The following is a 24,894-nucleotide window of genomic DNA, read 5'->3' on the forward strand; positions in this document are numbered from 1 at the left end:
GCCGGTCCCGACGGCCCGCGAGGGCGCGGGCGCTCCCCTAGTTTACGCCGCGGAAGCCGCGACCCACGATCTCGGAGCTGCTCACTATGGTGATGAACGCGCTCGGGTCCTGCGCGCGCACGAACAGCCGCAGGCGCATGGCCTCGCGCCGCGAGAGCACCGACGTCAGGATCACCACGCGCTTGCCCGAGTAGGCGCCCCAGCCGAGCTGCACCGTGGCGGTGCGCCCGAGCTTCTTGACGATGAACTCCTCCACCTCGCGCGGGTGCGAGCAGATGACCTGGCAGACCTTGCGCTGGCGGATGGACTCGATGAAGCCGTCCACCACGAACGTCTTGCCGATGAGCGCGAGCACGCAGTACAGGCCCACGCGCGCGCCAAAGAGCCCGATGGCCGCCACGACCACGGCCACGTCCACGGCGAAGAGCGCCCTGCCGATCTGGATGTCGGTGCGCTTGCGCAGGATCATGGCGAGGATGTCCGTGCCACCCGTGGAGGCGCCGATGTCGAAGACGATCGCGGAGCCCACCGCCGGCAGCAGCACGGCGAAGCAGACGTCGAGCCAGAGGTCGCCGGTGATGGAGCCCGTGACCGGGAACAGCCACTCGAACAGCGACGTGTAGCCCGAGAGCGCGAACGACGCGAACGCGCTCCAGAGCACCGCCTTGCGGTCCAAAAAGGCAAAGCCGAGCGCCACGAGCACGGCGTTCAGGATCCACATGTAGACGGAGACGGACAGCGCCGGCAGCGCGGCGTTGAGCAGGATCGCAAATCCCGTGGTGCCGCCGAACGCCAGGTGGTTGGGCGTCTTGAACAGCACGAGCGCCACCGCCGTGAGGATGAGGCCCAGGTTGAGCAGGCAGAAGAACTGCGGGAAGCTGTAGGCGGCGCGCTTCTTGGAGAGCAGCTCGCCACGGGCGCGCTCGTCGTCGCTCACCACCTCGGAGACAGGCTCGACCGCCTCTTGCGCGGCTGCGTCCTCCCCCATCGGAAACCCCCTTCGTCGTCCCTCGGGGTCGGCAGTCTAGCACCTTGGGCAGCACTCACCGGCGAGAAACAAAAACGCCCGGGCGGCGCGGGCCACCCGGGCGTCCCTCGAGCGTCTTCGCGGCGCGGCCTACGCCTCCAGGCGCTCCGCGAGCATGCGGTTGAACGCCTTGGGGTTGCCCGACCCCTTGGCAGCCTTCATGCACTGGCCCACCAAGAAGCCGAGCACCTTCTTGTTGCCGTCGCGGTACTGCTGGACCTGGTCCGTGCAGCGGCCGAGCACCTCGTCAACGATGGCCGCGAGCGCGCCCTCGTCGGTGGACTGGCGCATGCCGTGGGCGTCCACGTAGGCCACCGGGTCCTCGTCGGTCCCGCAGACGGCCTCGAGCACCTCGCGGGCCTGCGCGAACGTGATCGCGTCCTCGGCGAGAAGCCCCGAGATGCCGCGGACCTGCGCCACGGTGAGCCCCGGGAAGCTCGGCACGAGGTTGACCATCACGTTGGCCAGCGTGCCCACGACCTTCTCGCCCACGCCCTCGAGCGCCTCCTCGAAGAAGGCGGCCACGGCCGGGTCGCCGGCGAGCTGCGCGGCGTCCTTGCGCTTGAGGCCGTAGTCGGCCATGTAGCGCTCGCGCTTGGCGTCGGGCAGCTCGGGGATGCGTGCGCGGCAGCGCTCGACGAACTCGTCGGTGAGGTCGAACGGCGCGAGGTCGGGGTCGGGGAAGAGGCGGTAGTCGTCGGCCATCTCCTTGACGCGCATGACCACGGTGCGCCGGCGGCTCGGCTCCCAGTGGCGCGTCTCCTGGTAGACGATGCCGCCCTCCTCGAGCACCTCGGCCTGGCGGCAGATCTCGTACTCCAGGGCGTCATGCAGGCTCTTGAACGAGTTGATGTTCTTCATCTCGGTCTTGGTGCCGAGGCGCGTCTCGCCGCGGCGGCGCAGGCTCACGTTGCCGTCACAGCGCATCGAGCCGCTCTCGAGCGAGCAGTCGGAGATGCCGAGCGTGAGGAAGGTCTCGCGCAGCTTCTCCATGAACAGGCGCGCCTCCTCGGGCGTGCGCAGGTCGGGCTCGGTCACGAGCTCGATCAGCGGCGTCCCGCAGCGGTTGTAGTCGATGAGCGACTCGGTGGCCGCCGTGATGCGGCCCTCCTCGCCGCCCACGTGGACCATCTTGGCCGCGTCCTCCTCCATGTGGATGCGCAGGATCCGGATGGGCGCCACGTAGGAGCCGTCCGCGGCCTTCTCGACGCCCGAGCCGTCGGGGCGCTCGCGCGCGCCCTCGCCGGAGACCTCCAGGTCCAGGTGGCCGTGCATGCAGAACGCCACGGGTCCCTGCGTGGTCTGGAAGTTCTTGGCCATGTCGGGATAGAAGTAGTGCTTGCGGTAGAACATCGAGTGGCGCTGGATCTCACAGTTGGTGGCCAGGCCCGCCATCACGATCGACTCGATGGCCTTCTCGTTGGGCACCGGCAGCGCGCCCGGCATGCCCAGGCAGACCGGGCAGACGTTGGTGTTGGGCGGGTCGTCGTGGGAGAGGCGGCAGTCGCAGAACATCTTGGTCTCGAGCGTGGTGAGCTCGGTGTGGACCTCCAGGCCGATCACGGCCTCCCAGTCCCGCAGGACCTCGGCGAGCTTCTTCATGCCAGATCGCCCCCCTTCCCGGCGAAGTCGGGCGCGACGGGCGCCCCCTCGGGCGCGAAGGCCCGCTCGATCGCGCGCGCGAACGTGAGCAGCGTGCGGTCCCTGAACGCGGGACCCTGCAGCTGCGCCGAGACGGGCAGGCCGGTGGCGGCGCCCAGCCCCAGCGGCACCGAGATGCCACCGTTGCCGGCGATGTTGTTGGAGATCGTGAACATGTCCGAGGCGTACATCTGCGTGGGGTCGCTCATCTCGCCGAAGCGGAACGCCGTGCGCGGCGCCGCGGGCATGAGGATGACGTCGCAGGACTCGTAGGCGCGGCGGTAGTCCTCGGTGATGAGGGTGCGGACCTGCTGCGCCGGGTAGTAGTACTCGTCGTAGACGCCGCTCGAGAGCAGGTAGGCGCCCAGCATCTGGCGGCGCTTGGCCTCCTCGCCGAAGCCGTGCGCGCGGGAGAGCGCGGTCTGCTCGGCCAGGGTGGCGCAGCCCGGCTCCTGGTAGCCGTAGCGCACGCCGTCGAAGCGCGCCAGGTTGGAGAAGGCCTCGCAGGGCGCGATCACGTAGTAGGCCGCGATGGCCGAGGCGATGTTGGGGAGATCAACCTCCACGATGCGTGCGCCCTGGTCCTCCAGCGCGCGGGCGGCCGCGTCGACCGCGTCGCGCACCTCCTGCGTGAGGCCGGCGGCCTCCATGAGCGCGGGCACCACGCCCACGGCGCGGCCCTCGATTGGGTCGTCGAGGTGTTCGAGGAAGTCCACGGGGCAGTCCTGGGAGGTGGAGTCGTACGGGTCGCGGCCGGCGGCGACGAGCGCGTTCATGGCCAACGCCACGTCCTCAACGCGCCGGCCGAACGGGCCGACCTGGTCGAGCGAGCTGCCGAAGGCCACCACGCCGTAGCGGCTCACGGCGCCGTAGGTGGGCTTCAGGCCCACCACGCCGCAGAGGCTCGCCGGCTGGCGGATGGAGCCGCCGGTGTCCGAGCCCAGCGCCACGGTGACCTCGCCGGCCGCGACGGCCGCGGCCGACCCGCCCGAGCTGCCGCCGGGGACGCGCGCGGTGTCCCAGGGGTTGCGCGTGGGGTGGAAGGCCGAGCTCTCGGTGGAGCTGCCGAACGCGAACTCGTCCATGTTGGTCTTGCCCACCGGCGTGGCGCCGGCGTCGAGCAGGCGCTGGACGCAGGTGGCGGTGTAGGGGCTCTCGTAGTTGGCGAGCATCCTCGAGGCGCAGGTGGTGCGCGTGCCCACGAGGTTCATGTTGTCCTTGAAGGCCACGGGCACGCCGGCGAGCGGCCCGAGCTTCTCGCCGGCCGCGCGGCGCGCGTCGGTGGCCGCGGCGGCCTCGAGCGCGAGGTCGGCCGAGACCTGGAGGAACGCCTGGACCTCGCCGTCGCGGGCCTCAACGGCGTCGAGCGCGGCGCGCGCGACCTCGACGGCCGTGAAGTCGCCGGCCGCGACGCCGGCCGCGACCTCGCGCGCGGAGAGCTGGTCGAGGGAGGCTGCCATCAGCGGTCACCCCCCTGGTCGCCGAGGATGGACGGCACGCGGAAGCTGCGGTCGCGGCTGGAGCCGGCGTTGGAGAGCGCCACGTCGACGGGCAGCGCGCGCACCGTGGCGTCCGGGACGTCCGCGCCCATGACGTTGGAGAGGTCCCCGATGGGATGGAACGTGGGCTCCACGCCCTCGAGGTCGTACTGGCGGATGGGGTCGAGAAGCTCGACGGCCTCGTTCATGTACGTGGTCATCTCATCGAGCTCGGCGTCGGTGAGGGCGATGCGCGCGTAGTCCGCGATGCCCGCCACCTCTTCTCTGGTGAGCGGCATGGAACCTCCTGTCGTTGATGGGGCCATTCTACGACAGGGGCCGGACGGCCCGGCGCGGGGCGGGCGCGCGGGAGACGCGGCCGCAACAATGCGCGCCGGGCGCCCGGGGCGGAGGGGCGGGACGGCAGCCGCGCTCAGCGGGCGCGACGGCTCCGGCGCGGGCGGCCGTCGTCGAGGATGACGGCCAGGCCAACGAGCACGACGGCGGCGATGAAGGCGATCTTTCCCATGGCTACCTCCTGACGGACGGCTTCCTGACGATCACATCGTCGCAGGCAGCGGCCGCACGAGCCATGGGGGCGGCTTACGCCCGGCTTGCGCTTTCGTAAGGTTTGCCGTCCGGGGCCCCGGCCTCCGCGCGCGGCGCGTCGAGCCGGCGCATGAGCGCGCCGAAGGCCGCCGCGAGCACCTGCTGGAAGAGCGTCCCGATCACCACCGGGAACATCGCCTCGCCCGGGAAGTACTCCCCCGCGAGCACCGCCCCGGCCGAGATGTTGCGCATGCCGCACAGATAGGTGAGCGACACCTCCTGCGCGCGGGGGCGGCGCCAGACGCGGGAGATCAGCAGCCCCCAGCCGTAGCCCGAGGCCGCGAAGACGCACACAAAGGCCGCCACCCCCACGAGCTGCGGCGTGAGGTTGCGCACGTAGGGCGCCACGCCCGTGGAGTTGGCCAGGATCACCAGCACGAGCGCGATCTTGGCCGCCGGCGCGATGACCGGCGAGAGCTCGCGACCCGCCCGCCCGTGGGTGAGGTCGTTGGCGAGCGTGCCCAGAAGCGCCGGCAGCGCCACCGAGACCAGCATCTCGCCCATCATGCCCAGCGCGTCCACGCGCACGGTCTGCCCCAGCAGCGTCTGCAGCGTGAGCGGGATCGTGACCGGCGCGATCAGCGTGGACACCAGAATCGTGGCCAGGCCCAGTGCGATGTCGCCGCAGAACATGTTGATCCACATCGACGAGACCACCGCCACGGGCACGCTGTATTCGAGCACCAGCCCGCAGACGAGGTCGGGGTCCGAGCCAAAGAGCAGGTTGCCGAGCAGGCACGCGAGCGTGGGCATGGCCACGGTGGCCACGGCGAGCGCGACGAGCATCGGGGCGGGATGGCGCAGCACGCGGGCGAGGTTGCCGAAGGTGTTGGTGAGCGAGTTCTGGAACGTCATGAAGGCGAAGAGCCCGATGACGGCGGGCTTGAGCAGGACGAGCTGGTCGGGGAAGAGCACGCCGAGCGCCACGCACGTGGGCGACACGAACACCATGTGGCTCCCGATGAAGCTCCCGAGCCGCTTCCACGCGTCCATCATGAGCCGCCTCCCCCTCCCGGATCGGCGCCATCGTACGCCCCGGGCGAGAGGTTCGCGCGCACGCGTAACGCGGCGGACACGTGGCCCGCTTCTGCCCCGGAGGCGCCGGTCGCCGAGCGGAGGAGCCGCCCGGGCAGCCTACGGGAAGCTATCTGAAAGCCAGCGGTAAGATTGCTGAAAGGATGACAAGGCAAGGGGGCGGTCGCCATGGCACAAGCGAAGCGTCGCGGATCGGTGCGCACGATTCTTCTCCTCCTCGTGCTGCTTTTTGTCCTGCCCACGCCGCTTCTTTCCTGCAGTTCCTCGGAAGGCGACGAGCCGCCCTCGCCCGAGCCGGCGGTGGAGTCCGTCGAGCAGGGAAAGCTCTCGCTCCTGGTCAGCGCCGACGACGAGGCGGCAGCGGACGGGCCCCTCTCCGTTGACGTGACGGACACTCCCGACGACGGCGAGAAGATCAACGCCACCATCACCGTCAGCCCCGGCGAGCCGCTCGACCTGAACTACGGGCCCGGCTCCTACACCTTCGTCATAGCGGGTCGCACCGTAGGGGAGACCGTCTACGCCGAGGCGGAGTCAACCGTCGAGTTTGACGGGACGCACGACCAGACCGTCTCGCTTGACGTCCAGGTGGACGACGAGGCGACCAAGGCCCTCGCCGACCAGCGCGCGGCGGAGGAGGCGGCCCGCGCGCAGGCCGAGGCCGAGGCGCAAGCCCGCGCGCAGGCGGAAGCCGAGGCACAGGCACGTGCTCAGGCGGAGGCGGAGGCCGAGCGCCAGCGCGCCGAGGCGGCAGCCCCGAGCCAAACCAACGAGCGGACCGTCTACATCACCAGAACCGGCGAGAAGTACCACGAGAGCTGGTGCAGCAGCCTCAGGAAGAGCAAGATTCCCATCTCGCTCTCCGAGGCGGAGGCGCAGGGCTATGAGCCCTGCAAGAACTGCCACTGACCTCGAGCCGTGCGGCGAGCCTCCCTTCCCAACAGCCTGGCTACGCGATTAAATCCGACAAGTCAAAGTAGTGCGGGTGGGGCGTTCCGCTGTGATACTCGCGGATGCATCTGACCAGCTTGTCAACGTCAGACCAATACTCGACGAGGAACGTCTCCTTCTTCACGTCCGGGAGCCCCAGCTCGCCCTTGCAGAACTCGCTGATCTTAAGCTGCCGGTTCCTAGACCGTGCCCGTTCCCATTTCTGTTGAGCTCCCTCGGCAATCACCACGAGTGTCTCGATCTCCGGGCGTGTTATGAAATCAATTGGGATAGCGCGCCCAGCCAAGGCCTTGTCAGCTTTCCCCTTCTTCGGCTCTTTGTCGGTAACGCGTGCCACGACGATCTGACCGTCCCCATTTGGCGAGGGATAGTCGTACCGGAGGAACTTTGCCGCTATGTCCCTTGCAGAACGAGTCATGGTATAGGGAGTACCCGCCCATTCATCCTCGATGAGATGGTCTCGCGGAACCACGAGCCTCCCGGCATCAATCAGCCTGCGCACGATCACCCGCTCGTCGGAGCCCTCACAGCTGATGAGGACATAGCGGTTGGCAAGGTGCCACCTCAGTTCTTCCCTATCCATCGACGCTCTTCCTCACAAATTCGCGCATGTCGCGAACGAGCGGATAGGAGGGGGTCGATCCGTGAATAAGATTGGAGAGCAGCACCTCGCTCTTCTTGTTCTCGATTCTATCGATTCGGTCTGAGTACTTGACCACCTGCGATCTGCAGTCTTCTCCTCTCACAAGAAGATACAGATTGTCCTTGCGCTCAAGCTCATCCAATAGCTCCGGATAGTGAGTCGTAAAAACCAGCAGGGCGCCCCGAGGGTTGGTCACGGGAGAGGAGAACAGGCTCATGACGCTTGCGACCAACGTCTTGTTCAAACTGTTTTCAATCTCGTCGACGAGAAGGTAGCCGCCCTCGCGGAGCGCATCAACAGCGTTCATGACCAGCTCGGTCCCGGAGATCGTACCAGAAGAGAGCACGGTCTCGGCCGCTGATCTGCTCACGGAGCGCTCTGGCTCGTCTCGGAACTTCAGGCGAAAGACGTCTGCCTCGTCATCCCAGATGAGATAGTCCACGCTTGGGTCAAACACGCGCACAACGGAAGACGGAAGTGTGCCCTCCCCCAGCCGCCCGTCCGGAACGCGAGGGACAGAGGTATTCCCCGTTATAGTCCGGACGATGCTGACACCGTCTCCCAGAGCTCGCAGGATCTCGGGCGGAACCGCGCGGTCGCCCCTCCTCGTACAGACAAGCTCGCATTCATTGAGAAAATCGGAAAAGCTGGCGAGGATCTTCTTCGGGAGACGTTTCCCGACAAACTTCCAGAGGGATTCATCACGGAATACAACGACAACCTGAGAGGCATCAGCAAGCCTGACCGCCGAAAGGTCGGACTTCAGGTAGTAGAGCTCGCCCTCATGCCAGAAGATTGCCTCAATGGAGAAGTCCCCGCCGAGTTTTGCCGGAATCGCCGCGATCTCTGGACCAACTCCACGCGCAATGTAGTTTCCCTGCAAGGCTGAGAGCGCCAGAATGAGGAGCTTGAGCGTAGTCGTCTTACCCGACGCGTTTACCCCGCCGATTCCAACGATATTGAGCGAGTAAATGTGTTCGCAGTCGCCAACACGCGTGACCTCAACGGGGCCATCACCCTTTGACGTGACGCGATCTGACGCATAGAAGTCCATCTCCATGCGGGAGCCCGCAAATAGGGAGTCACCAGATATCGCCAACTTGAGCAGCCTCATCGGAGCACCTCTCAGCTCACTATAAACAGGACTCTTGTTTATAGTGTACAGCTTTAGCTTCATCATCCAAACCCGCAAGATGAATGAGCTTCAAAAGCACGAGTGCAAAGTTGTAGTGGAGCCACTCTAAATCCAACCTGTTTCCTGCAAAAAACTTACCACCCTTATAGTCTGGGTACCTGAAGTACTCAACGTTGCGTCCCTCTATGAACTTGGAGTAGCTTTCCAGGAACTCCGGAACCCACTTCATGTATCGGGCCTTTGACGGGCACTTCTCTATCAATCTTTGAATCAATTCATCAAGTTTATGGCTGACAGGAAGCTCATAGCCCAAAACCAGGAGGTTGTATTTCAGTCCAAGCTCTATTGCATGCCTCCCCACATAGGAAGTGACAACCGATCTTGGAAGAACGACAACAAGCCGGTCGAACGCGTTGACGTACTCGAGCCAGTAGCTCTTCCACAACTCGAGTCGGTCCGGCCTCTTGAGCCCACTCTCTGTCCCATCAAACGCCCTAAGCGTGGCGAGCACATCAGCAACCTCATCCTCAGACGATATGCTCCCCCGCCTCGAACTTTGGGCCAGGCTTATCGAGCTGTCTCCGACAAACTCGGGAGATTTCCCATAGTTGATATGAGCCGCCGCAAAGGCACCGTCACATTGCAGCACATCCTCATAGCTCAGATGATTGCCAAGCGACTCAAAGAGCTCCATCGTGCCCCTCCCTCCAAACGGTATAAGCCGTTGTCCAGTTGTAGCTCGCCTCAGCAGCAATGCTCACCGTTCACCGTGTAGGTTGCCCCAGCAAACGACAATCTCGCGTGTCCACGTTCGCTCGGGCTCGGCCATATCCTCATTAACAAGGATACGGCTGGCCTTCTTCACCTGATCCTTCGAAAGAGGGCCCGTGGCTACGTAGCCGAAAACAACGGATTCGCGCACTCCGCGGAGGAGTAGAACGCGCGGATAGCCTCGTTTGATATAACGGCATCGCACCGCTCGTTTTCCTCGCAACCCCGGCGGGCGTCACGCCAAGGCGCCTCCTTGTGAGTCAGCTCACTCAAATCATTGCCGTCATAATCGCCAAGCACGCACACCGTCTTGTCCACGCGCACACGAGCATGGGCATCAATTTTCGAGACGACAGAAGGGGTCTTTAGCTCCCCCGGGCCAATGATGAACTTGCCGCGATGGGCTTGAAACAGTTCTCGACACACAGGGCCGTTTGCCCAAGCCTGGAATCGTTCAGGAAAGAGGGGCACTCCGTCGTTCACGAGTGAAAGGGCATTGCTGCAGAACGCCAGCTTCTGCAGCTTCATGGTCGAGACATACCCAGTCTTGCTCAGGATGTACTCGGCAACAGACAGTACGTCCGCCATGCTCCCCTCAGCTCATGTGTCCAAAATCACTTGTAATCTACCCCATCATCTCCATTGAAAAGTATGTTCACGCCATAAGGAAAGTTGGCAAGAAGTCATTGCCAATTGGTGCCCACGCTTCTTAACAGCCACTCTTTTTCTGCAGTCGGTTAGCGTGGGATGCCCTGTTTGCACGGTAGATTCCATCCAACGGAGCCCCATCAAGCTCTCCCAACAAGAACAAGTCCGCGTTCTCCCGACCATAGAATTCGTATTTTACCGAACACAAGATTCGTAATTTACCGAACGACAAGTCAGTATTTTGCCGAATGTATGCGGTATACTGCAGCTTGCGCAGCGCGAGGGAGGATTCCATGCCATCGGGACAGACCCTGACTCCAGACGGATACGTCCCCCGCCTCATCGAGGGTCGGCTCGACACACTCCTGCAAGCGTTCGGCTGCGTTGAGATAACCGGACCAAAATGGTGCGGGAAGACCTGGACCGCCCCGGCACGCTCCGCAAGCGTCACCAAGCTTGACAGCCCAGCGGAACGGGAGGCGGTGGAGACGGGTCCCGCGCTCGCGCTCGTAGGCGAGCCTCCCCACCTGGTCGACGAATGGCAAGAGATTCCGGAAGTATGGGACGCCGTGCGGCGCCACGTTGACGACTCGGGCAACAAGCGCGGGCTCCTGCTGCTCACCGGCTCGACGTCGCTCAAGAAGTCAATGAGAGACAGGGTGCGCCACTCGGGGGCCGGGCGAATCGCACGACTCCCCATGCGCACCATGGCTCTATGCGAAAGTGGGGTGTCCTCCGCCAAAATCTCGCTGAGAAGCCTCTTTAACGGAGCCCCGCTGCCGTGTCTTAGGCGCGAGACGGAAATCCGTGACGTCGTGAGGTGGTGTTGCAGGGGTGGATGGCCCGCCAACCTCGGGCTCCCTGACGAAATAGCCATCGAAACCGCGGGACAATACGCGCAGTCCGTCCTCGACATAAACGTCATCGACGAGGGGCGCTCGCCGGAGACGGCACTATCTCTCATGCAAGCGTTGGCCCTCAACGAGAGCCAGGCGGTAACGTACAAGACACTCGCAAGGGACATGTCTGCCGGAAGCAGGGCCCCCCGACGTCGACACCATCGCGAGCTACATCGAGCTCCTCGAGCGCCTCAAGCTCGTCGACAACCTGAGAGGCTGGGAGCCCCCCCATGCGTTCGAAGGCCCGTGTGAGGGTCAAGCCGAAGCGCTACTTCTGCGACCCCTCAATTGCGGCAGCGCTTCTGGAAGCGACGCCCGACAGGCTTCTGCAAGACACGCAGACGCTCGGGACGCTCTTCGAAAACCTCGTCATCCGTGACCTGCGAGTCTTCCTATCCACCTACGGCGGGCTGGGAAACTCCCTCTCGTACTACAGAGACGACTCCGGGCTCGAGGTCGACGCCATCGTGGAGCACGACGGACGATGGGCCGGCATCGAGATCAAGCTGAGCGACACCAAGGCGGATGAGGGCGCCAAGAGTCTCCTCGCGCTGAGAAGGAAGGTACTCGCGAACCCGGCCGCACGAAACAGCGAGCCTGCATCCCTAGCCGTGATCGTCAGCCGCGAGAGCCCCTCATACACACGCGAAGACGCCGCCATGGTCATCCCCGCCTCACTCCTAGGCGCCTAGTATGGCGAGAAGTTCGAGGCCTACGTAGCTGCCACCACGTGCTCAAACTCCGTTATCGTGGCCCATGGACGTGACGCTGCCGGAAGAGGGGCCGCACCGAAAGGCGGGCCTATAGGGCCGTCCGAAAGTGCGCAAAAATCTTGACGGTACCAAAACGTAGATTGAGCACAGAAGCGCCTCTATGAGCGGATACCCCCCCCCCCGAGCCGACTGAGACCGATCTGGAGGAAGTGCCCGAAGACCACCAGGAGCATGAGGGTCCCCTTCACGGCGTCCCAGTACTCGTCTCTTTGCTTGGAGGGCACGACTACCCCCTCTCTCGCCCGAGCAGATTCCGGAGTCCGTCGGCAGAGCGCAGGACGCCGAGTAGCCTCACCCCTTGGATTGCGATGATGGCAAGAAGGCAGATGAAAGATGCCACCTGCCACCAAGCCGGCCGTAACTCAGTGACGACAGCCTGTATGACAAGCAGGAGCAGGGTGGGGACAAGATATCGCCAGCCCACGTCGAAGCGGAGGTACTTCCTAGAGTCTACGGCGCGGGCGAGGAAGACGGCGCCCTGCCCAAGCGCCGAGGCCACGCAGGCCCCGTAGGTCCCCATGGCGGGGATGAGCAGCGGTGTCAGCACCACGCAGGAGAGCGCGCCCAGCACCGTCGTCTTCATGATGAAGGAGGTATGCATGGTCGTGGAGTAGACCGTGCCGTAGAACGTCGCGAAGACGTTGAAAAGGTTTGATAGCAGCAGCGGCGCAATCATCGGCCAGGCGTCGTAAGTCTCGCCCCTTAGGAGCAGCGCTGCGACCCAAGGCGCGAGAAGGGAGAGCGCTGCGCACAGCACCGTCATCCCCGCCTGCACAATCGCGAAGACGCGGGAGAAGAAGCACTCGAGCCCCTCCTCCCCCGACTCCTGGAAGGCCGAGAGCTGCCAGGCCTGCTGGAAGATGGAGTAGACGGTGTTGAGGAGGTTCGGGACCTTGGATGCCGCGGCGAACATTCCCGAGGCAGCGATTCCGAGCATCCCAGTGATGAAGAGGCGGTTGATGCCCGATCCTAGCCACCAGAAGAGGGAGTTGGGAATGAGGGGCAACGCGTAGCGCAGCATGGGCCCGCAGAGCGCCCAAACCTCGTCGCGCGCGGAAGAGGCGAGCTGCCGCGCGCCGCGCAGGACCGCGGTGCCGAGTCCTCCAAGCGTGAGATAGATTGCGATGGCCACTGCGGGGCCAAGCGTCACCGACGCGAAGTAGCCGACGACACCCGCGTCCGACGCTGCAATCAGCAGGACGGCCGAGGCGAGGGTCACGAGTGAGGAAGCGCCGGCGCAAACCGGAATCAGCCTCACCTCCCCCATGCCGCGGGCGACCTCACCGCACATGGTCATAAGGGAGCTCGCTGCGTAGGCGGCGACAAACCAGCCCCTGTAGTCGCCCAGCCCGCCGAAGGCGGGAAAGCTGAGCAGCGGCGAGAGCGCGGCCACCACCGCGACCGAGGCGACCGTCACCCCGAGGGCCACGGCAGCGTAGCGGTCGCCCCTCGCCCGGTCCCCAACGATAAAGCGCACCGCCGCCTCCGCCACGTCCAGCGTGACGAGTGGTGTGAGGAGACTAATCACCGTGAGCGACATATCGGTGAGGCCGTACTCCCCCGCCGACATATATGCGGTGTAGAGCGGGACAAGGAAGAATGAGACCAGCTTCGTCGCCACCGCGTTCGCGGCGAAGAGTGCCGTGTTGACGACGAGGTTTCTGTACTTTCCCATCCCCGCTCCTAGCCCATCAGCCTGCCAGCAAGATACTTAGCGTACCCGGTGCACGACGCGCTGGCGACCTGCATGTAGGCAGCAGGGCCGAAGAGTCCGCCGCCGAGGCGGTCGAGGCGACCCAGCCTCCTCATACCCGCTGGTGTAGGGGTACCCCTCCGTAAGGTATCCACCGCCGCGGCGGCAAGGCCGTCGGCCGGGTCAGCAAGGTCAGACTCGGTAAGTCCCGTCGCAGCGAGGACCTTCGAGTTGTCCATCACGCGGTTGTACATCCGGTCGTATCGGCACTGCCACGGGCTCCCACACGCCCTTTCATAAGCATTCAGCGATACCTTTCGCACCTCAAGGGGCAGCAAGGAACGATAAATCCTGACGACCTCCGTCCAACTCTGGTGTCGAGAGGTACAGACGTCATAGTCCTCGCCGAGGGCTCTTTTAGACTCGACGAGCCGTGAGATCATGAGCGCAACATCGCCACCCCACGTCATCGTCGTCTGCCTCGAGAGCATCTCCGCTGGCAGGGGCACCGCGTGCCCAGCAAGCGCCAAAGTGAGCCAATCCCCGCACTCCAGGGTGCAGAGTTGCAGGCGACCGACAGAGTAAGTAATCGCTGGGCGGACGATGGTCCAGTTCCCCCGTTCCGACGTCTTCAGCAAGTCCTCCTGTCGGGCCTTGGCGAGAGCATACTCGTCGGTCGCGAGGTACCCGGCATCGTTGGAGACGTCAAGCAGCCTCGGGGAGCGTTCGTCAATCACGGGCGAATCGGCAAAGACACGGTAACTTGAGAGGAAGACGTACTGTCGGCACGAGCTGAGCAGGGAGTCGCAGACGCCCCGGAAGGCATCGGTCGACCAGACCATGAAGTCGACGACCACGTCCCAGCCCTGGGAGAGCATGTCGGTAAGGAAGCGCCGATCATGAGCGTCACCCCTGACGTAGGACACTCGGGGGTTGTCTGAAGACCTATTCGAACGGCTCGTCACCGTGACATTCCAGCCGTCGCGCGCGAGCATACGCGTCAGGTGGGAGCCCATGGCCCCAGTGCCGCCGAGCAGCAAGGCCCTCCCCCGCACGGAGTCCACCATTCCTACCTCCCCAGCACCGACTTGACGGCCCGGAGCCCCCTGTCGCCAAGCACCCTCTTGACAGCACCTTTGGCCATCCCCTTTGGATCGGCGAGCAGGCCACTCATAAGCCTCAGCGCGTCCGACTCGTCCGCACTGTCGGTGAAGGCCTCGAGGACCAGCGGCGCGTCGTGCGGCTCGGGGTCAACAAGGCGCGGCAGCGCTGCTTCGAAGGAGGTCTTGTCCGTTACCGCGAGGTACTCGCAGCCGAGATCGGTCGCGTAGTGACGCACCAAGTCAGGACTCCTGGAGCCGAAGTGACCCGCCGCCGCGATGTAAGCGTCGGCGTCGTCTCCGAACATCGCCGCAAGGTGCGAGTAGTTCCTGAACTCGGCCCCGACGCCATTGTTGATGAGCAGCACCCTCAGGTTCGCCGGCAGGTGCCGGTTGCCCATGGCGTTCATATCGTAGAAGAATGCAAGATCCCCAATCGCACAAATGACGAGTCTGCCCGGCGAAGCAAGAGCCGCCCCTAGGGCGGTTGAGAGACCGCCGTCGATGCCGAACCCGCCGGTGTTGGACCAGCAGGTCACCGACTCGGGCGTCTCGAAGAAGTTCCACGACCTGAGAGTGTTGAGGATGCCGAGGTGCAGGGCGCAACCCTCCGGAAGCTCAGGGGCTACTCGGCTGGCCATCCACAGGTTCGAGAACGGAAGCTCGGGAATCCTGGAGCGTGCCTCGGCGTCCGCCTCCCTCCACTCGCCCATGAGACCGTCGCCCCGACCACGCTCCGTAGGAACGTCAGCTATGTAGACCTCGAAAAAGTCCCGCTCGCGCATCTCAAACACGTCAGTGAGAGTACCGAACGCGTCGCGGATTCCGCCATCCTCGCTAACACGCCATACCCTGCCCGCGGAGACGTCCATGTAGGCCCCGGAGACCTCCCCGATGTGAACGATGAGATCAAGGCGGCAGCAGGCCGGATGCGCAAGATCCTGTTTGGAGACGAGCGGAGCGAGGACCCTGTGAGCACCGCGGTAGTTACTCGTCTGGTCGCAGAGCACGACCGCACCGTATGCGTCGCAGAAGGCCTCCACTGCGGCCGTCTCCCCCACATCAAAGGGCCGATGGGCTCCCACGAAAACAGCGACGCGTCCCTCCGGCACCGCAGGAAGCCCGTCACCGAGGACGTAACGCTCGATAACGCGAGCGGGCGGCAGCTCCCTCACCGAGAAGTCAGTGGGGTACCTCGTCTCTATGTTCACATGCACCGGGCCGCCGCCGTCGCGCGTGAGCTCCAGCAGCGCCTCATTGATGCGTCTGTTGCACATAGCCTCGTCCTCGGCACATGAGGGAAAGGGCACCGTCACGCTCAGGCGGCACACATCCCGCGGTGGCTCCGACCGGTCGATCACCTGAGGCACAAGCTGACCAATCCTGCCCGGGTGCTGCATCGCGGTGATAGCGAGCACAGGGAGCTTGCGGTAGTAGGCCTCCGTGAGGCCCGGCATGTAATCGCGCGAGGCGGTGGCGCCCGTACAGGTGATGGCAACGGGCTCTCCTGACTCCGCGGCCATGCCGCAAGCCATATAGGCCGCCGAACGCTCATCGACTGCGGAGTAGAGCTCGAAGTACGAATCAGATTGCAGACTCGCCACCAGCGATATGTTGGTCGTCCCCGGATCGCATATCACCTTACGGACCCCGTGCGCCCTCATGAGGGCGATGAGCATCTGGAAGTTACGCTCTGATGTGTAATGATTATTCATCTAATCCATCCTGACTTATATCAGTGGCGGCATATGATGTCATAAAAATGACTCACATCTGCTGCAGTGCCTCAGAAAGGAATCGCCGGGATTCCCCGCGCTTCTTTTCAAGACGCTTCCTAACTACATCAAAATCGATTGTCTGACAGCGAAAACCCTTGGAGATCTCATGATCCTCAATCCCCGCCAGCCTCGCAATGTCTTCAAGCCTTGAGTTTGCGTTCATCTTCTTGTGGTCTAGGGAATAACGGACCTCGCTGCCCAAAGCAAGGGAGAGAGCGACGCCATGAAAAGAGCTGGTCACGACGACCTTGGCGCCCATTATCAAGCTAATAAACTCTTCCAGGCCAGCACCCTGCCTGAACTCAGTCCCATCCAATGGCTGCGGAGATCCATAGCAATCGATAGCAATGAGCTTACATCTCATTTTTTTGGCCAGAGCTCTTGCGAAGCGAAGAGTCTCTTGACGCTCTGAGACCATATAAGCGAAAACGTAATCCCCAGCTGCCGTAAACGCACCGTCTGCCAACGCCTCCCACTCATTTTTTTCCAGCAGGAGGGTAGGATCAAGAACGACGGAAGCGTCTCGCCCACACAATGAACTTACGATACCCGCGCCAGTAGCTTCGCGCACGCTTATCTCGCTGAACGACTGAAGCGCAGATCCACATACTTTCGAATATGCCGCCGGAAAGCTACTTCCGCCAAAACTTGCGGCATAAGAAACCTTGTTCACTTGCTGATTGATTCCGTCGCACAAAAAGAACGTTAAATCGTTGCCCGTGCACTCCAGATTCCAGACCTGGTCGCTTCCCACAACTATAGTATCGAATATGTTTCCAAATTCGCTAGCATTATGAAACGTAGCTGACAAACGTATATGCTCATTATTAAATCTATTAAAGTTTAATTCTCTTTGCTTACGCTTCGGAAGACTTATTATTTCGCACAGCGATGACAGGGGATGTCTAATAAGCTTCTTGACAGCGGGGAAGTGCACAGATTCCCTATCAATAATTGACTTATTTTCGTAGTTAATAACCTCAACATCATAGCCAAGCATTTCTATCGTGCGCTCTAGTGCGTATGCCTGTAGTTCTGCTCCATAGTTCAGCGTATGGCAAATGGTCAGAATTCCAACTTTCAAATTGACACCACCAACTAATTAGAGGGATTAATTAGACGAACAGGTGCGCTCGTACTTACTGAATTAACAATCTGAGTCGTGCCCTCACGATATCTCTAAACGTCCATAATTGTCTCCTACGCAGGGACACGACGGCACCATCAAGCCAGCTATTCTTAAGGAGGTTTTCAATCAGTGATTTCGTTCTGCAATTACACGCTTCGTAATATGATAAATAACACCTCGCAGCTCTTTGCACTGTAAACCCATCAATAATACTTGTCATCATTGCGCTCTGGGAGTGAGCCTTCTCAACTGCTTGCCAAGCGCGGATGTCGGATACATATCGCTCCGCTGTTTGGTCATGCACTGCGGAAGCTTCGCGTATAACATAATGATAACCCCTGTAGGGAATGTGTCGCGCTAATCGTGCTTTTTCTAGCGCGTCATAATAGAAAAGTGTATCCTCACCTACTGTATAGTCCGAATTGAAATGTATCCCTTCCACAATCTCTCGTCTGTAGAGAACCCCCCAGGCCGTACTGTGACCATATGGAGCTAGAGGACTATAAGATTCATTAAGGGCAAAGTCGAAAACATGACTTGTTTTATTTAGTCTTCGAACAGATCCGTCTTCATCGACATCAATGGCCTCCGATACCACCAAGTCCACCGCGTCATCAAGATACTCTAAAAGCGTACTGAGGTAGTCACTACTCACATAGTCGTCCGAGTCCACAAATGTAACGAGAGAGCAGCAGCTTGCATCAAGCCCGGCGTTTCTCGCGGCTGAAACTCCCTTCGTTGGCTCCATAATATATTTAATACGAGTATCCAACTCAGAAAATTGCTCTATAACTTGTCTAGAACCGTCTGTCGATGCATTATCTACGACAATAATCTCAAAGTTACATTTTACGTCTTGGGCTTCAAGACTCTCCAAGCAGCGTCCAATAAACTTTTCTCCATTATAAACTGGGATAATTACGCTAATTCCGTCTTTATACTCGACTCCCACAATTACGTTTTCCCTTGCGTTTCAGTCACCCAAAGGCAGAAGCTAGACTCTCGCCCCTGGAATATTTAATATTTCTTCTTGTACGGACTGGATAGTTGACTGGCTATCAAATACAGAGAGATATGGGATAACCCTATCTGTATCCTGAGGTGCTAAATATCCAAACTGTAGCGCAGCCAAGAGTCCCGTTACTCCGACAATGTATACAAGACGAGTCTTTGATTCCACGCAGACGGTGCGAATAAACGGCCAGAACAATAGTGCATGCACTGCCATGAAACAATAGGCTATCCGTGAGGCTAGAGGAATGGCGCCCGTCAAAATGGAACAGCATAGGGCAAGCGACTGAAATAACAGAGCTGCGCTCGCAACATCATCTAGCTTCCTCTTTGAATGGAGAATTACCAAATACATAGCAAGAAGGAGTGCCGAATTAAGGAGTAGCAAGTACCCAGAGATTTCGTCGGTATTATAGTTCGTATAAAAGTAGAACCCGAATCTAGTCCCACTTAGAATAGCTTGCAGTATTAATGGTAAATAACCCCTCAATACAGTCGTGCAAATTGGGAGAAGCAGGGAGACGCCGAGGGATATGCGGGACTTGTTCTTCGTCCTATCAATTAATTCAACAAGCAGAGGTGGGACAATCAACACGGCACTTACTAGGTGAAATCCAGCGGAAAACACCACGATCAGTACCCCAAGGAGTCTCTTGTTGGAAAAAAGAAATAGAGCTATGCCAAGCATAGCTATCACGATTGCCATGTATTGCGCCTGCATATTAAATGAGCGAATGTAGCTATATCCCAAGCACCACGCTGCAACAGATATGCAACGTAATGACCTTGATAGGGCAACTGCTGCATACAAAATAATAACTGATATCGCAGCGTCGAGGATGAACAAAACTCTATAATCTCCCGAAATGGCCGCAGCTAGCTCAATAAATGCATTGTATAAAGCTTCCCCCCACAGTTCTTGGCCGCCTAATGCGGTGTTAAACTTTGGAACATAGCTATAAAAATAATCTACTCCAATTCCGCAGCGCAAGCCTCGAAATAAAAATAGGACTGCGCCTGAGGCTATAAACATCCCCCACGACAGCGCCGTATTACCACTAACTTTTCTTTGCACAAACCCCAGCCGAACAGGCAAAGAAAGCGTACCAGCAATGACATCCGAACAAAATGCAAAGAAAATGGCTACGATGTATACAGCAGCATATAATAGCATGGGACTTCTCCAGCTCTATTCTGGTTTCACCGACAATCTCGACAAACGACCAGCAACGATTAGTAGGGTGCGGAGCGCTCCTGTCCTCATACCAAGATATTTAATCTTATTTTCCATATTTAGAGTAGATAAATGCGCTTTTTTCACCAGCTTAACGACTACATTCGTCTGTGCTGCCAGTTCCTCGCGCAGCGACTCGGCTCCCTTTGGATACCCCAGCAGGAGCATCGCCCAGGACCAGATCATAAACTTAATTGCATAATTAACCGAAGCCCCATACATGGCCGGGTAGTTATGCTCGGTATAGCCAACCATCTTTCTAAGCGCTATGGCTGCATCATTGGCGAGAGTCAAGTTCCATGAATTCGATATTGAACCCCCCCTAACCCTATAAAAGTATAGCGGTTCATCTATGTAACCTATTCCAGTGGCTGCGCCTATCGCGGAGAACGTCGTGGCCATATCTTCCATTGTTCGGCCAACAGGGAACCGAAAACCTATTCTGTCATATAACTCTTTTTTCACTAAATGCATCCATGCGTAATTCTGAATACGCTGAGCAAAAAGGTCACCCAAAGCATTTTCTGGCAAAGTCTTCTGAATAGCTGGAAAGTCGGAGTATTCCTTGTGTTCAGTCAATCTTCCGGTTCTATCATCAAGCAACATATAGTTATAAAACACAATATCTGAGGCAGTTAAGTTGATGTGTTTTACAGCTTTTTCAACAAGAGTCTTGTCAACTCGATCATCGGAATCAACAAATAGAATGTACTTACCTTTCGCGAGGGCCAGGCCCGAATTTCGCGCGGCGGCTAGTCCCATATTATTTTGATGATAGACCTCAATCCGATTGTCTGCTTTCGCCCACTCGTCGCATTTTTTTCCACTTCCATCCATCGAGCCATCGTCAATTAGTATGACTTGTAGGGCCCCGTAACTCTGTCCGATGATTGATTCGAGACAGTCGTCTAGATACTTTTCTACTTGGTAGACTGGAATAATTATTGAGACTATCTCGTTCATCTGGTATGATTTTCTTTCGTTTCTTATTAACACAAGATACTATTGCAATCCTCTGAACTAGGCTCTCGCCCCATCTCGGAAAGCGAAATTAGATGCCTGTATAGCGCTGCCAGCTTTCCCGCTGTTCTGGATATATCAAAACCCCTTTGAACAACAGATGTGATTTGTGCTTTGTCACGCCTTCTAGCCTTTTCGAGAATAAAACTTGCCCACTTTTCGGGAGCATCATTTAATGACATAAATGAAACGAGATTTGAGATAGAGGACTCATTTGTTATTGTTGAGCTCGCCACACAGGGACACCCGTTGGCCTGTGCTTCGACGAGAACCACCGGAAATCCCTCGAACAAGCTTGGCAAAACAAACACGTCGAACACGCTGTATAGCTCATCTACATCAGCCCTTTGTCCAAGGAAGTAGACCGAATCTTTCATCCCAAGGGTAATTGCATAATTCTGAAGATCATGCTCGAGCTCTCCTGCTCCGGCTATAAGGAGGGCGGCTTTCTGGCACTTTTTTTTGATCTCAGCAAATACTTCTATCAAAAAGCGCTGGTTCTTCTGTGGCGACAGCCTTCCAATATTACCCACAACAAGTCTGTCTTCGATACCAATCTGCTTTCTTAATCTGGCTCTTGCGTCTGAATTGTATGCAAATCTTTGCGTCTCAATTGCATTTGGAAGCAGCGCATAATCATTTCCAAACATATATGAACCTGCAGCCCGAGAGCAGGCAAGATGGACATTTGAAACATGCTTTATCTGCTTGATTACCTTATCTAACACAAATCCTTTAACTGTTGGCTCGGTTCCGGTAACGTGGCTGTGTGCAATACGCACCGGTACCCCGCATCTCTCCGCAACTTTAAAATAGATGGGCGCAAACCCCGGCATATGTCCATGAATTATTTTGTATTCAGGATGGTTAATGAACAGTTCACGAAGTTCATTAATATAAGCTGCGATATTCCAGTTTTTTCTGGCATTTAAATAGTATATTTTACCACCCAGTCTGCGGATTTCTTCATCGCAAGCCCCCTCCTCGGAGTAATGAACTAAGAAGTCAAACTGGACTTGCGAGCGATCAATATGTCGGTAGTAGTTCAACAGCATAGCCTCAACGCCACCGTATGACCGCCCGCCGGGAAGGACTTGAAGGATGCGCTGCGGTTTGGACGCCGACAAAACGCTACCTTTCATTTAGAAGCTCCTCTCGTACTTCCTGCCGAGGAACTTGGCCGCCAGGAACCCCCTGCCCTTGGCGACCCAGTCCACGGGCTCGGGGCTCACCACGGGCAGCTCCGCGGGCGTAATCCCGTTGGCCCACAGCCACGGGTCCAGCAGGCGCTCGGAGACCCTGCCCAGGTAGCGGGCGCCGAAGGCGTCGTAGGAGGCGGGGTCGATCCGGCGCTCCAGCTCGAAGAGGACCGGGAACAGCCACGAGCAGTAGGCGTCCAGCAGGTCCGAGCGCATCACGAACATGTTGAAAATGTGCGCCCCACGGGAGCGCATGAGGCGATCCCAGTGGGAGACGTGCTCGGGGGATAAGTCGGACAGCACGGCCCGACATTCGTCGAACTGCCGGGCGTCGAAGGTGTGGGCGTAGTGTCCGTAAACGGTCTCGATGTAGTAGCTTCGGCGCCTGGCCACGACAACCCCGTGACGCTCGAGCAATGGTAGGAGCTCCTCCCCCGTCACGACGCGGTCGAGGGGGTCCTCCGCACGCCTGCGCGCGCGGTCGGGGCTGCCGAGATGGCGCCGGTAATGGACGAGCCCCTTGTGATCGGCCTCAACGTTCCTCCAGAGCCACCAGAGGCCGGTGAGCTCGCTGTAGTACGGGTTCCGCTCCGATATCGAGTCCGCGGTGTCGTCTCCCTGCATGTCCGGGCAGACGTCGGGGTGCAGCGCCGTGCCCACGTGCAGGGGCAGGTAGATCGGATCCACCGGCATGCGGTAGGGCTTGTGGGTCGCCACCGCGATGGTCAGCTCCGGGGTGCCGCCCCGCGAGAAGTCGTAGCTCATCTCCCCCTCCCCATGGCACGGAAGGTCCTGACGAAGATGCGGGCGTCGAGCGCGAGGCTCGCGTGGCGCACGTAGAAGAGCTCGAGCAGCTGCCGCTGGCCGTTGGCCCAGGTGGCGTCGTTTCGCTCGGTGACCTGCCACCAGCCGGTGATGCCGGGCCTGCACGAGAGGAACTCGCCGCGGGCGTCGCCGAACTCACGGGTCTCCGCCTCGGTCACCGGGCGCGGCCCTATCACGGAGAGGTCCCCCCTGAGCACGTTCAGGAGCTGGGGCAGCTCGTCGAGGGAGGTGCGGCGCAGGACGCGCCCCACCCGCGTCACGCGCGGGTCGCCGTCCACCTTCTGCTCGCGCCCCCACTGGGCCATCTGGGCCTCGTCGAGGTAGCGCTCCGGGTGCTCGTGGGCGTCAGCGAACATGGAGCGGAACTTGTAGATGCGGATCGGCTGGCCGCCCATCCCCACGCGCTCCTGGCGGAAGATGGCGGGGCCCGGGGAGTCCAGGCGGATGACCGCGCAGAGGACGGCCGCGGGCACCAGGCCCACCAGGCACACGGCCCCGGAGAACACCACGTCGAAAGCGCGCTTCACGGCGCGGTAGGCCAGCCCGCCGCGCCTGGGCGCGGGCACGCTCGGGTCGGGCGCGGGCGCGACGAACCTCTCGCCCGCCGCGTCCTTCTCGCTAAGCGTGCTCTCTTCTTCTTGCGACAATCCCCAGTCCTACCTTGGTCGTCAGTGTGCGACCGAACATCTCGAGCTCCAGGTAGGCAATCGAGCGCCTGCGGTCCACGCGCCTGATCAGGGCCTCCCGGCCCACGAGCGGACCCTGCGTCACGATCACGCGGTCGCCCTCGATCACGCCCATCGACATGGGCACGACGCGCGCGCCCCTCTCGGTGAAGACGCTGATCCAGGCGCGGTCCTCGTCGCTCAGGGGAGCGAACGCCTCTCCCACGCTCAGCAGCCGGGTGAACTCGGACACGCCGCGCAGCGCAGCCCAGAGCTCGTCCACGCGGTCCGTCACGGCTATCAGGTAGCCGGGGAACAGTACCTTCTGCACGTAGATCCACTCACCGCGCACCTTCTTCTGCGTCTGGTAGCGCGGCGTGAAGCACTCCTCGAGAACGCCCTCGGGCGCCACGCGCTCTATGAGCTCGCACATCGCCGCCTCCTTGCCGGTGGCGACCTGCACGACGTACCAACGCGCCATGTCGGCTCCTTTGCTGCCCGCCGGCCCGTTGCGACAAAGCGCACGGCTCCGCCCATCCGGCACCGGCTTGCGAGAAAGACGTATTCGCTCTCCTGACACCTCCGGGGCCCACACCAGGCACCGCCCCATCGGAGCAAGATATGTTCGGGCAGGTCGCTCTTCAGTTCCCTGCGCAGGGACCGCTGACCAGTGGGCCCTGCGCAGACAGCTGGGCGCATCGGCTAGCTCTTGGACGTCACCTCCAGGCCCACGGCGAAGCTGCGACCAGGCTCGGGCTCGAGCCAGGCCAGGCGACGGTGGCGATCGACTTTTGCGACAAGGGGCTCCAGGCCCACGAGCGGGCCGAAGTCCACGACGAGGCGGCCGCCGACGATGCGGCCCTGGGAGGCCTGCACCACGTGCGTGGCGCCGCCCAGGCGGCGGACGAGCGCCGACTCGGCGGGCGTGAGCTCGCCCACGGCACCGAGGCCGCCCGGGTCCGCGCCGGGCGCCGGCTCGGCCAGCACGTAGCCCGGCCACACCGACTCGGCGCGCGCGACCCAGGTTCCGCCCTCGCGGCGCATGCCGACGCGCGCGAGCTCGAAGGCGTCCGCGGCGCCGGCGCGCAGCGCGCGGGCACAGGCCGCCCGGGCCCCGCGCGGCGCGCGCAGGACCAGGTAGGACCGGTGGTCCGTGTCAGTTGTGGGGGATGTTGCTAGATCGGAGGGAGCGGGCGCGGTCCGGAGGGACTCAGCTGAGACGCCCCCCCCCCGCGACAAATTGCGGGGTCGCGACCGAGGAGACGCGCTCCGCTGCGTGGCGCTGTGTCATGGCGGAGCCCCCTCCCTATAGTCCGACGCTCCCGTCACTCGTATCCTAACCCATATGGCGTTCAGGGAAAAGTCAGCCCCGGGTCGCCGACTCATATAACAGGACAAAAGCACCGCGCGGGGCGACGTTGGCGCGGCACCGGCGCCGACTATGTACACCGTCGACGACTATGTACACCCCACCCATGCTCGGCCTGACCTGGCACGCTCTCTGACCTGCGGCGCCGTACATGGCACCTCGGCGCAGGGTGTACATAGTCGGCGGGGGTGTGCATAGTCGTCACCCGGGGGCCGAAAACGGCCGAAAACGGCCGCGGCCCGCGGCGCAAAACGCGTCGCG

At 60.9% G+C, this 24,894-nt stretch carries 24 protein-coding genes; 3 read left to right on the forward strand and 21 right to left on the reverse strand.

Annotation, left to right across the window (positions count from 1 at the left end; genetic code table 11):
• Positions 1-37: 37 nt before the first annotated feature.
• From ACWTSU_RS02350 to ACWTSU_RS02370, 5 genes are all read right to left on the reverse strand, one after another.
• The gene (locus ACWTSU_RS02350) at positions 38-988 is read right to left on the reverse strand and encodes a YitT family protein (RefSeq protein WP_455138271.1); all 951 of its coding nucleotides are present in this window, start codon (positions 986-988) and stop codon (positions 38-40) included.
• Positions 989-1,117: 129 nt separating this feature from the next.
• A complete protein-coding gene (gene gatB / locus ACWTSU_RS02355; RefSeq protein WP_455138272.1) occupies positions 1,118-2,629 on the reverse strand; it encodes an Asp-tRNA(Asn)/Glu-tRNA(Gln) amidotransferase subunit GatB in 1,512 nt (503 codons plus the stop codon).
• Positions 2,626-4,128, reverse strand: coding sequence for an Asp-tRNA(Asn)/Glu-tRNA(Gln) amidotransferase subunit GatA (gene gatA / locus ACWTSU_RS02360; RefSeq protein ID WP_455138273.1), 1,503 nt, complete (start codon positions 4,126-4,128; stop codon positions 2,626-2,628). Before gatA ends, gatB begins: the two co-directional genes overlap by 4 nt.
• Positions 4,128-4,445 carry an Asp-tRNA(Asn)/Glu-tRNA(Gln) amidotransferase subunit GatC gene (gene gatC / locus ACWTSU_RS02365; protein ID WP_455138274.1) on the reverse strand — a complete coding sequence of 106 codons (318 nt, stop codon included), beginning with the start codon at positions 4,443-4,445 and terminating at the stop codon, positions 4,128-4,130. The genes gatA and gatC overlap by 1 nt, the downstream gene beginning before the upstream one ends.
• 304 nt (positions 4,446-4,749) lie before the next feature.
• Positions 4,750-5,751 carry a bile acid:sodium symporter family protein gene (locus ACWTSU_RS02370; protein ID WP_455138275.1) on the reverse strand — a complete coding sequence of 334 codons (1,002 nt, stop codon included), beginning with the start codon at positions 5,749-5,751 and terminating at the stop codon, positions 4,750-4,752.
• Positions 5,752-5,958: 207 nt separating this feature from the next.
• On the opposite strand from ACWTSU_RS02370, the gene ACWTSU_RS02375 reads away from it, so the two are divergent.
• Entirely contained in the window at positions 5,959-6,699 is a 741-nt protein-coding gene (locus ACWTSU_RS02375; protein ID WP_455138276.1) for a hypothetical protein, read from the forward strand.
• A gap of 40 nt (positions 6,700-6,739) precedes the next feature.
• Here ACWTSU_RS02375 and ACWTSU_RS02380 read toward each other — a convergent pair whose 3' ends face one another.
• From ACWTSU_RS02380 to ACWTSU_RS02395, 4 genes are all read right to left on the reverse strand, one after another.
• Positions 6,740-7,324 carry a hypothetical protein gene (locus ACWTSU_RS02380; protein ID WP_455138277.1) on the reverse strand — a complete coding sequence of 195 codons (585 nt, stop codon included), beginning with the start codon at positions 7,322-7,324 and terminating at the stop codon, positions 6,740-6,742.
• On the reverse strand, positions 7,317-8,498 hold the full coding sequence (locus ACWTSU_RS02385; protein WP_455138278.1) for an AAA family ATPase: 1,182 nt from the start codon (positions 8,496-8,498) through the stop codon (positions 7,317-7,319). Before ACWTSU_RS02385 ends, ACWTSU_RS02380 begins: the two co-directional genes overlap by 8 nt.
• Positions 8,499-8,517: 19 nt before the next feature.
• The gene (locus tag ACWTSU_RS02390; RefSeq protein WP_455138279.1) at positions 8,518-9,213 is read right to left on the reverse strand and encodes a hypothetical protein; all 696 of its coding nucleotides are present in this window, start codon (positions 9,211-9,213) and stop codon (positions 8,518-8,520) included.
• A gap of 197 nt (positions 9,214-9,410) precedes the next feature.
• On the reverse strand, positions 9,411-9,878 hold the full coding sequence (locus ACWTSU_RS02395; RefSeq protein WP_455138280.1) for a Panacea domain-containing protein: 468 nt from the start codon (positions 9,876-9,878) through the stop codon (positions 9,411-9,413).
• A gap of 353 nt (positions 9,879-10,231) precedes the next feature.
• On the opposite strand from ACWTSU_RS02395, the gene ACWTSU_RS02400 reads away from it, so the two are divergent.
• Entirely contained in the window at positions 10,232-11,089 is an 858-nt protein-coding gene (locus tag ACWTSU_RS02400; protein WP_455138281.1) for an AAA family ATPase, read from the forward strand.
• Entirely contained in the window at positions 11,068-11,529 is a 462-nt protein-coding gene (locus tag ACWTSU_RS02405; protein WP_455138282.1) for a DUF4143 domain-containing protein, read from the forward strand. The genes ACWTSU_RS02400 and ACWTSU_RS02405 overlap by 22 nt, the downstream gene beginning before the upstream one ends.
• 307 nt (positions 11,530-11,836) lie before the next feature.
• Here ACWTSU_RS02405 and ACWTSU_RS02410 read toward each other — a convergent pair whose 3' ends face one another.
• The 12 genes from ACWTSU_RS02410 to ACWTSU_RS02465 all read right to left on the reverse strand — a co-directional run bounded on the left by ACWTSU_RS02410 (position 11,837) and on the right by ACWTSU_RS02465 (position 24,308).
• Complete coding sequence (locus ACWTSU_RS02410; RefSeq protein ID WP_455138283.1) at positions 11,837-13,285, reverse strand: lipopolysaccharide biosynthesis protein; 1,449 nt, start codon at positions 13,283-13,285, stop codon at positions 11,837-11,839.
• Positions 13,286-13,293: 8 nt separating this feature from the next.
• The gene (locus ACWTSU_RS02415) at positions 13,294-14,370 is read right to left on the reverse strand and encodes an NAD(P)H-binding protein (protein ID WP_455138284.1); all 1,077 of its coding nucleotides are present in this window, start codon (positions 14,368-14,370) and stop codon (positions 13,294-13,296) included.
• Between the two features lie 2 nt (positions 14,371-14,372).
• Complete coding sequence (locus ACWTSU_RS02420) at positions 14,373-16,118, reverse strand: thiamine pyrophosphate-binding protein (protein ID WP_455138285.1); 1,746 nt, start codon at positions 16,116-16,118, stop codon at positions 14,373-14,375.
• A 52-nt stretch (positions 16,119-16,170) separates the two neighbouring features.
• A complete protein-coding gene (locus ACWTSU_RS02425; RefSeq protein ID WP_455138286.1) occupies positions 16,171-17,265 on the reverse strand; it encodes a polysaccharide pyruvyl transferase family protein in 1,095 nt (364 codons plus the stop codon).
• Between the two features lie 55 nt (positions 17,266-17,320).
• Positions 17,321-18,262: a glycosyltransferase family 2 protein gene (locus tag ACWTSU_RS02430; protein WP_455138287.1), complete on the reverse strand. Its 942-nt coding sequence runs from the start codon at positions 18,260-18,262 to the stop codon at positions 17,321-17,323.
• 42 nt (positions 18,263-18,304) lie between these two features.
• Positions 18,305-19,495 (reverse strand): EpsG family protein, encoded by a 1,191-nt coding sequence (locus tag ACWTSU_RS02435; RefSeq protein WP_455138288.1) that lies wholly within the window; start codon positions 19,493-19,495, stop codon positions 18,305-18,307.
• A 15-nt stretch (positions 19,496-19,510) separates the two neighbouring features.
• A complete protein-coding gene (locus ACWTSU_RS02440; protein WP_455138289.1) occupies positions 19,511-20,518 on the reverse strand; it encodes a glycosyltransferase family 2 protein in 1,008 nt (335 codons plus the stop codon).
• A gap of 26 nt (positions 20,519-20,544) precedes the next feature.
• Complete coding sequence (locus tag ACWTSU_RS02445) at positions 20,545-21,717, reverse strand: glycosyltransferase family 1 protein (RefSeq protein ID WP_455138290.1); 1,173 nt, start codon at positions 21,715-21,717, stop codon at positions 20,545-20,547.
• The gene (locus tag ACWTSU_RS02450; RefSeq protein ID WP_455138291.1) at positions 21,718-22,539 is read right to left on the reverse strand and encodes a DUF4422 domain-containing protein; all 822 of its coding nucleotides are present in this window, start codon (positions 22,537-22,539) and stop codon (positions 21,718-21,720) included.
• Entirely contained in the window at positions 22,536-23,246 is a 711-nt protein-coding gene (locus ACWTSU_RS02455; protein ID WP_455138292.1) for a sugar transferase, read from the reverse strand. Before ACWTSU_RS02455 ends, ACWTSU_RS02450 begins: the two co-directional genes overlap by 4 nt.
• On the reverse strand, positions 23,218-23,745 hold the full coding sequence (gene loaP, locus ACWTSU_RS02460) for an antiterminator LoaP (RefSeq protein WP_455138293.1): 528 nt from the start codon (positions 23,743-23,745) through the stop codon (positions 23,218-23,220). The genes ACWTSU_RS02455 and loaP overlap by 29 nt, the downstream gene beginning before the upstream one ends.
• Before the next feature lie 221 nt (positions 23,746-23,966).
• Positions 23,967-24,308, reverse strand: coding sequence for a hypothetical protein (locus tag ACWTSU_RS02465; protein WP_455138294.1), 342 nt, complete (start codon positions 24,306-24,308; stop codon positions 23,967-23,969).
• Between the last annotated feature and the right edge of the window lie 586 nt (positions 24,309-24,894).

This window comes from Thermophilibacter sp., assembly GCF_966187215.1.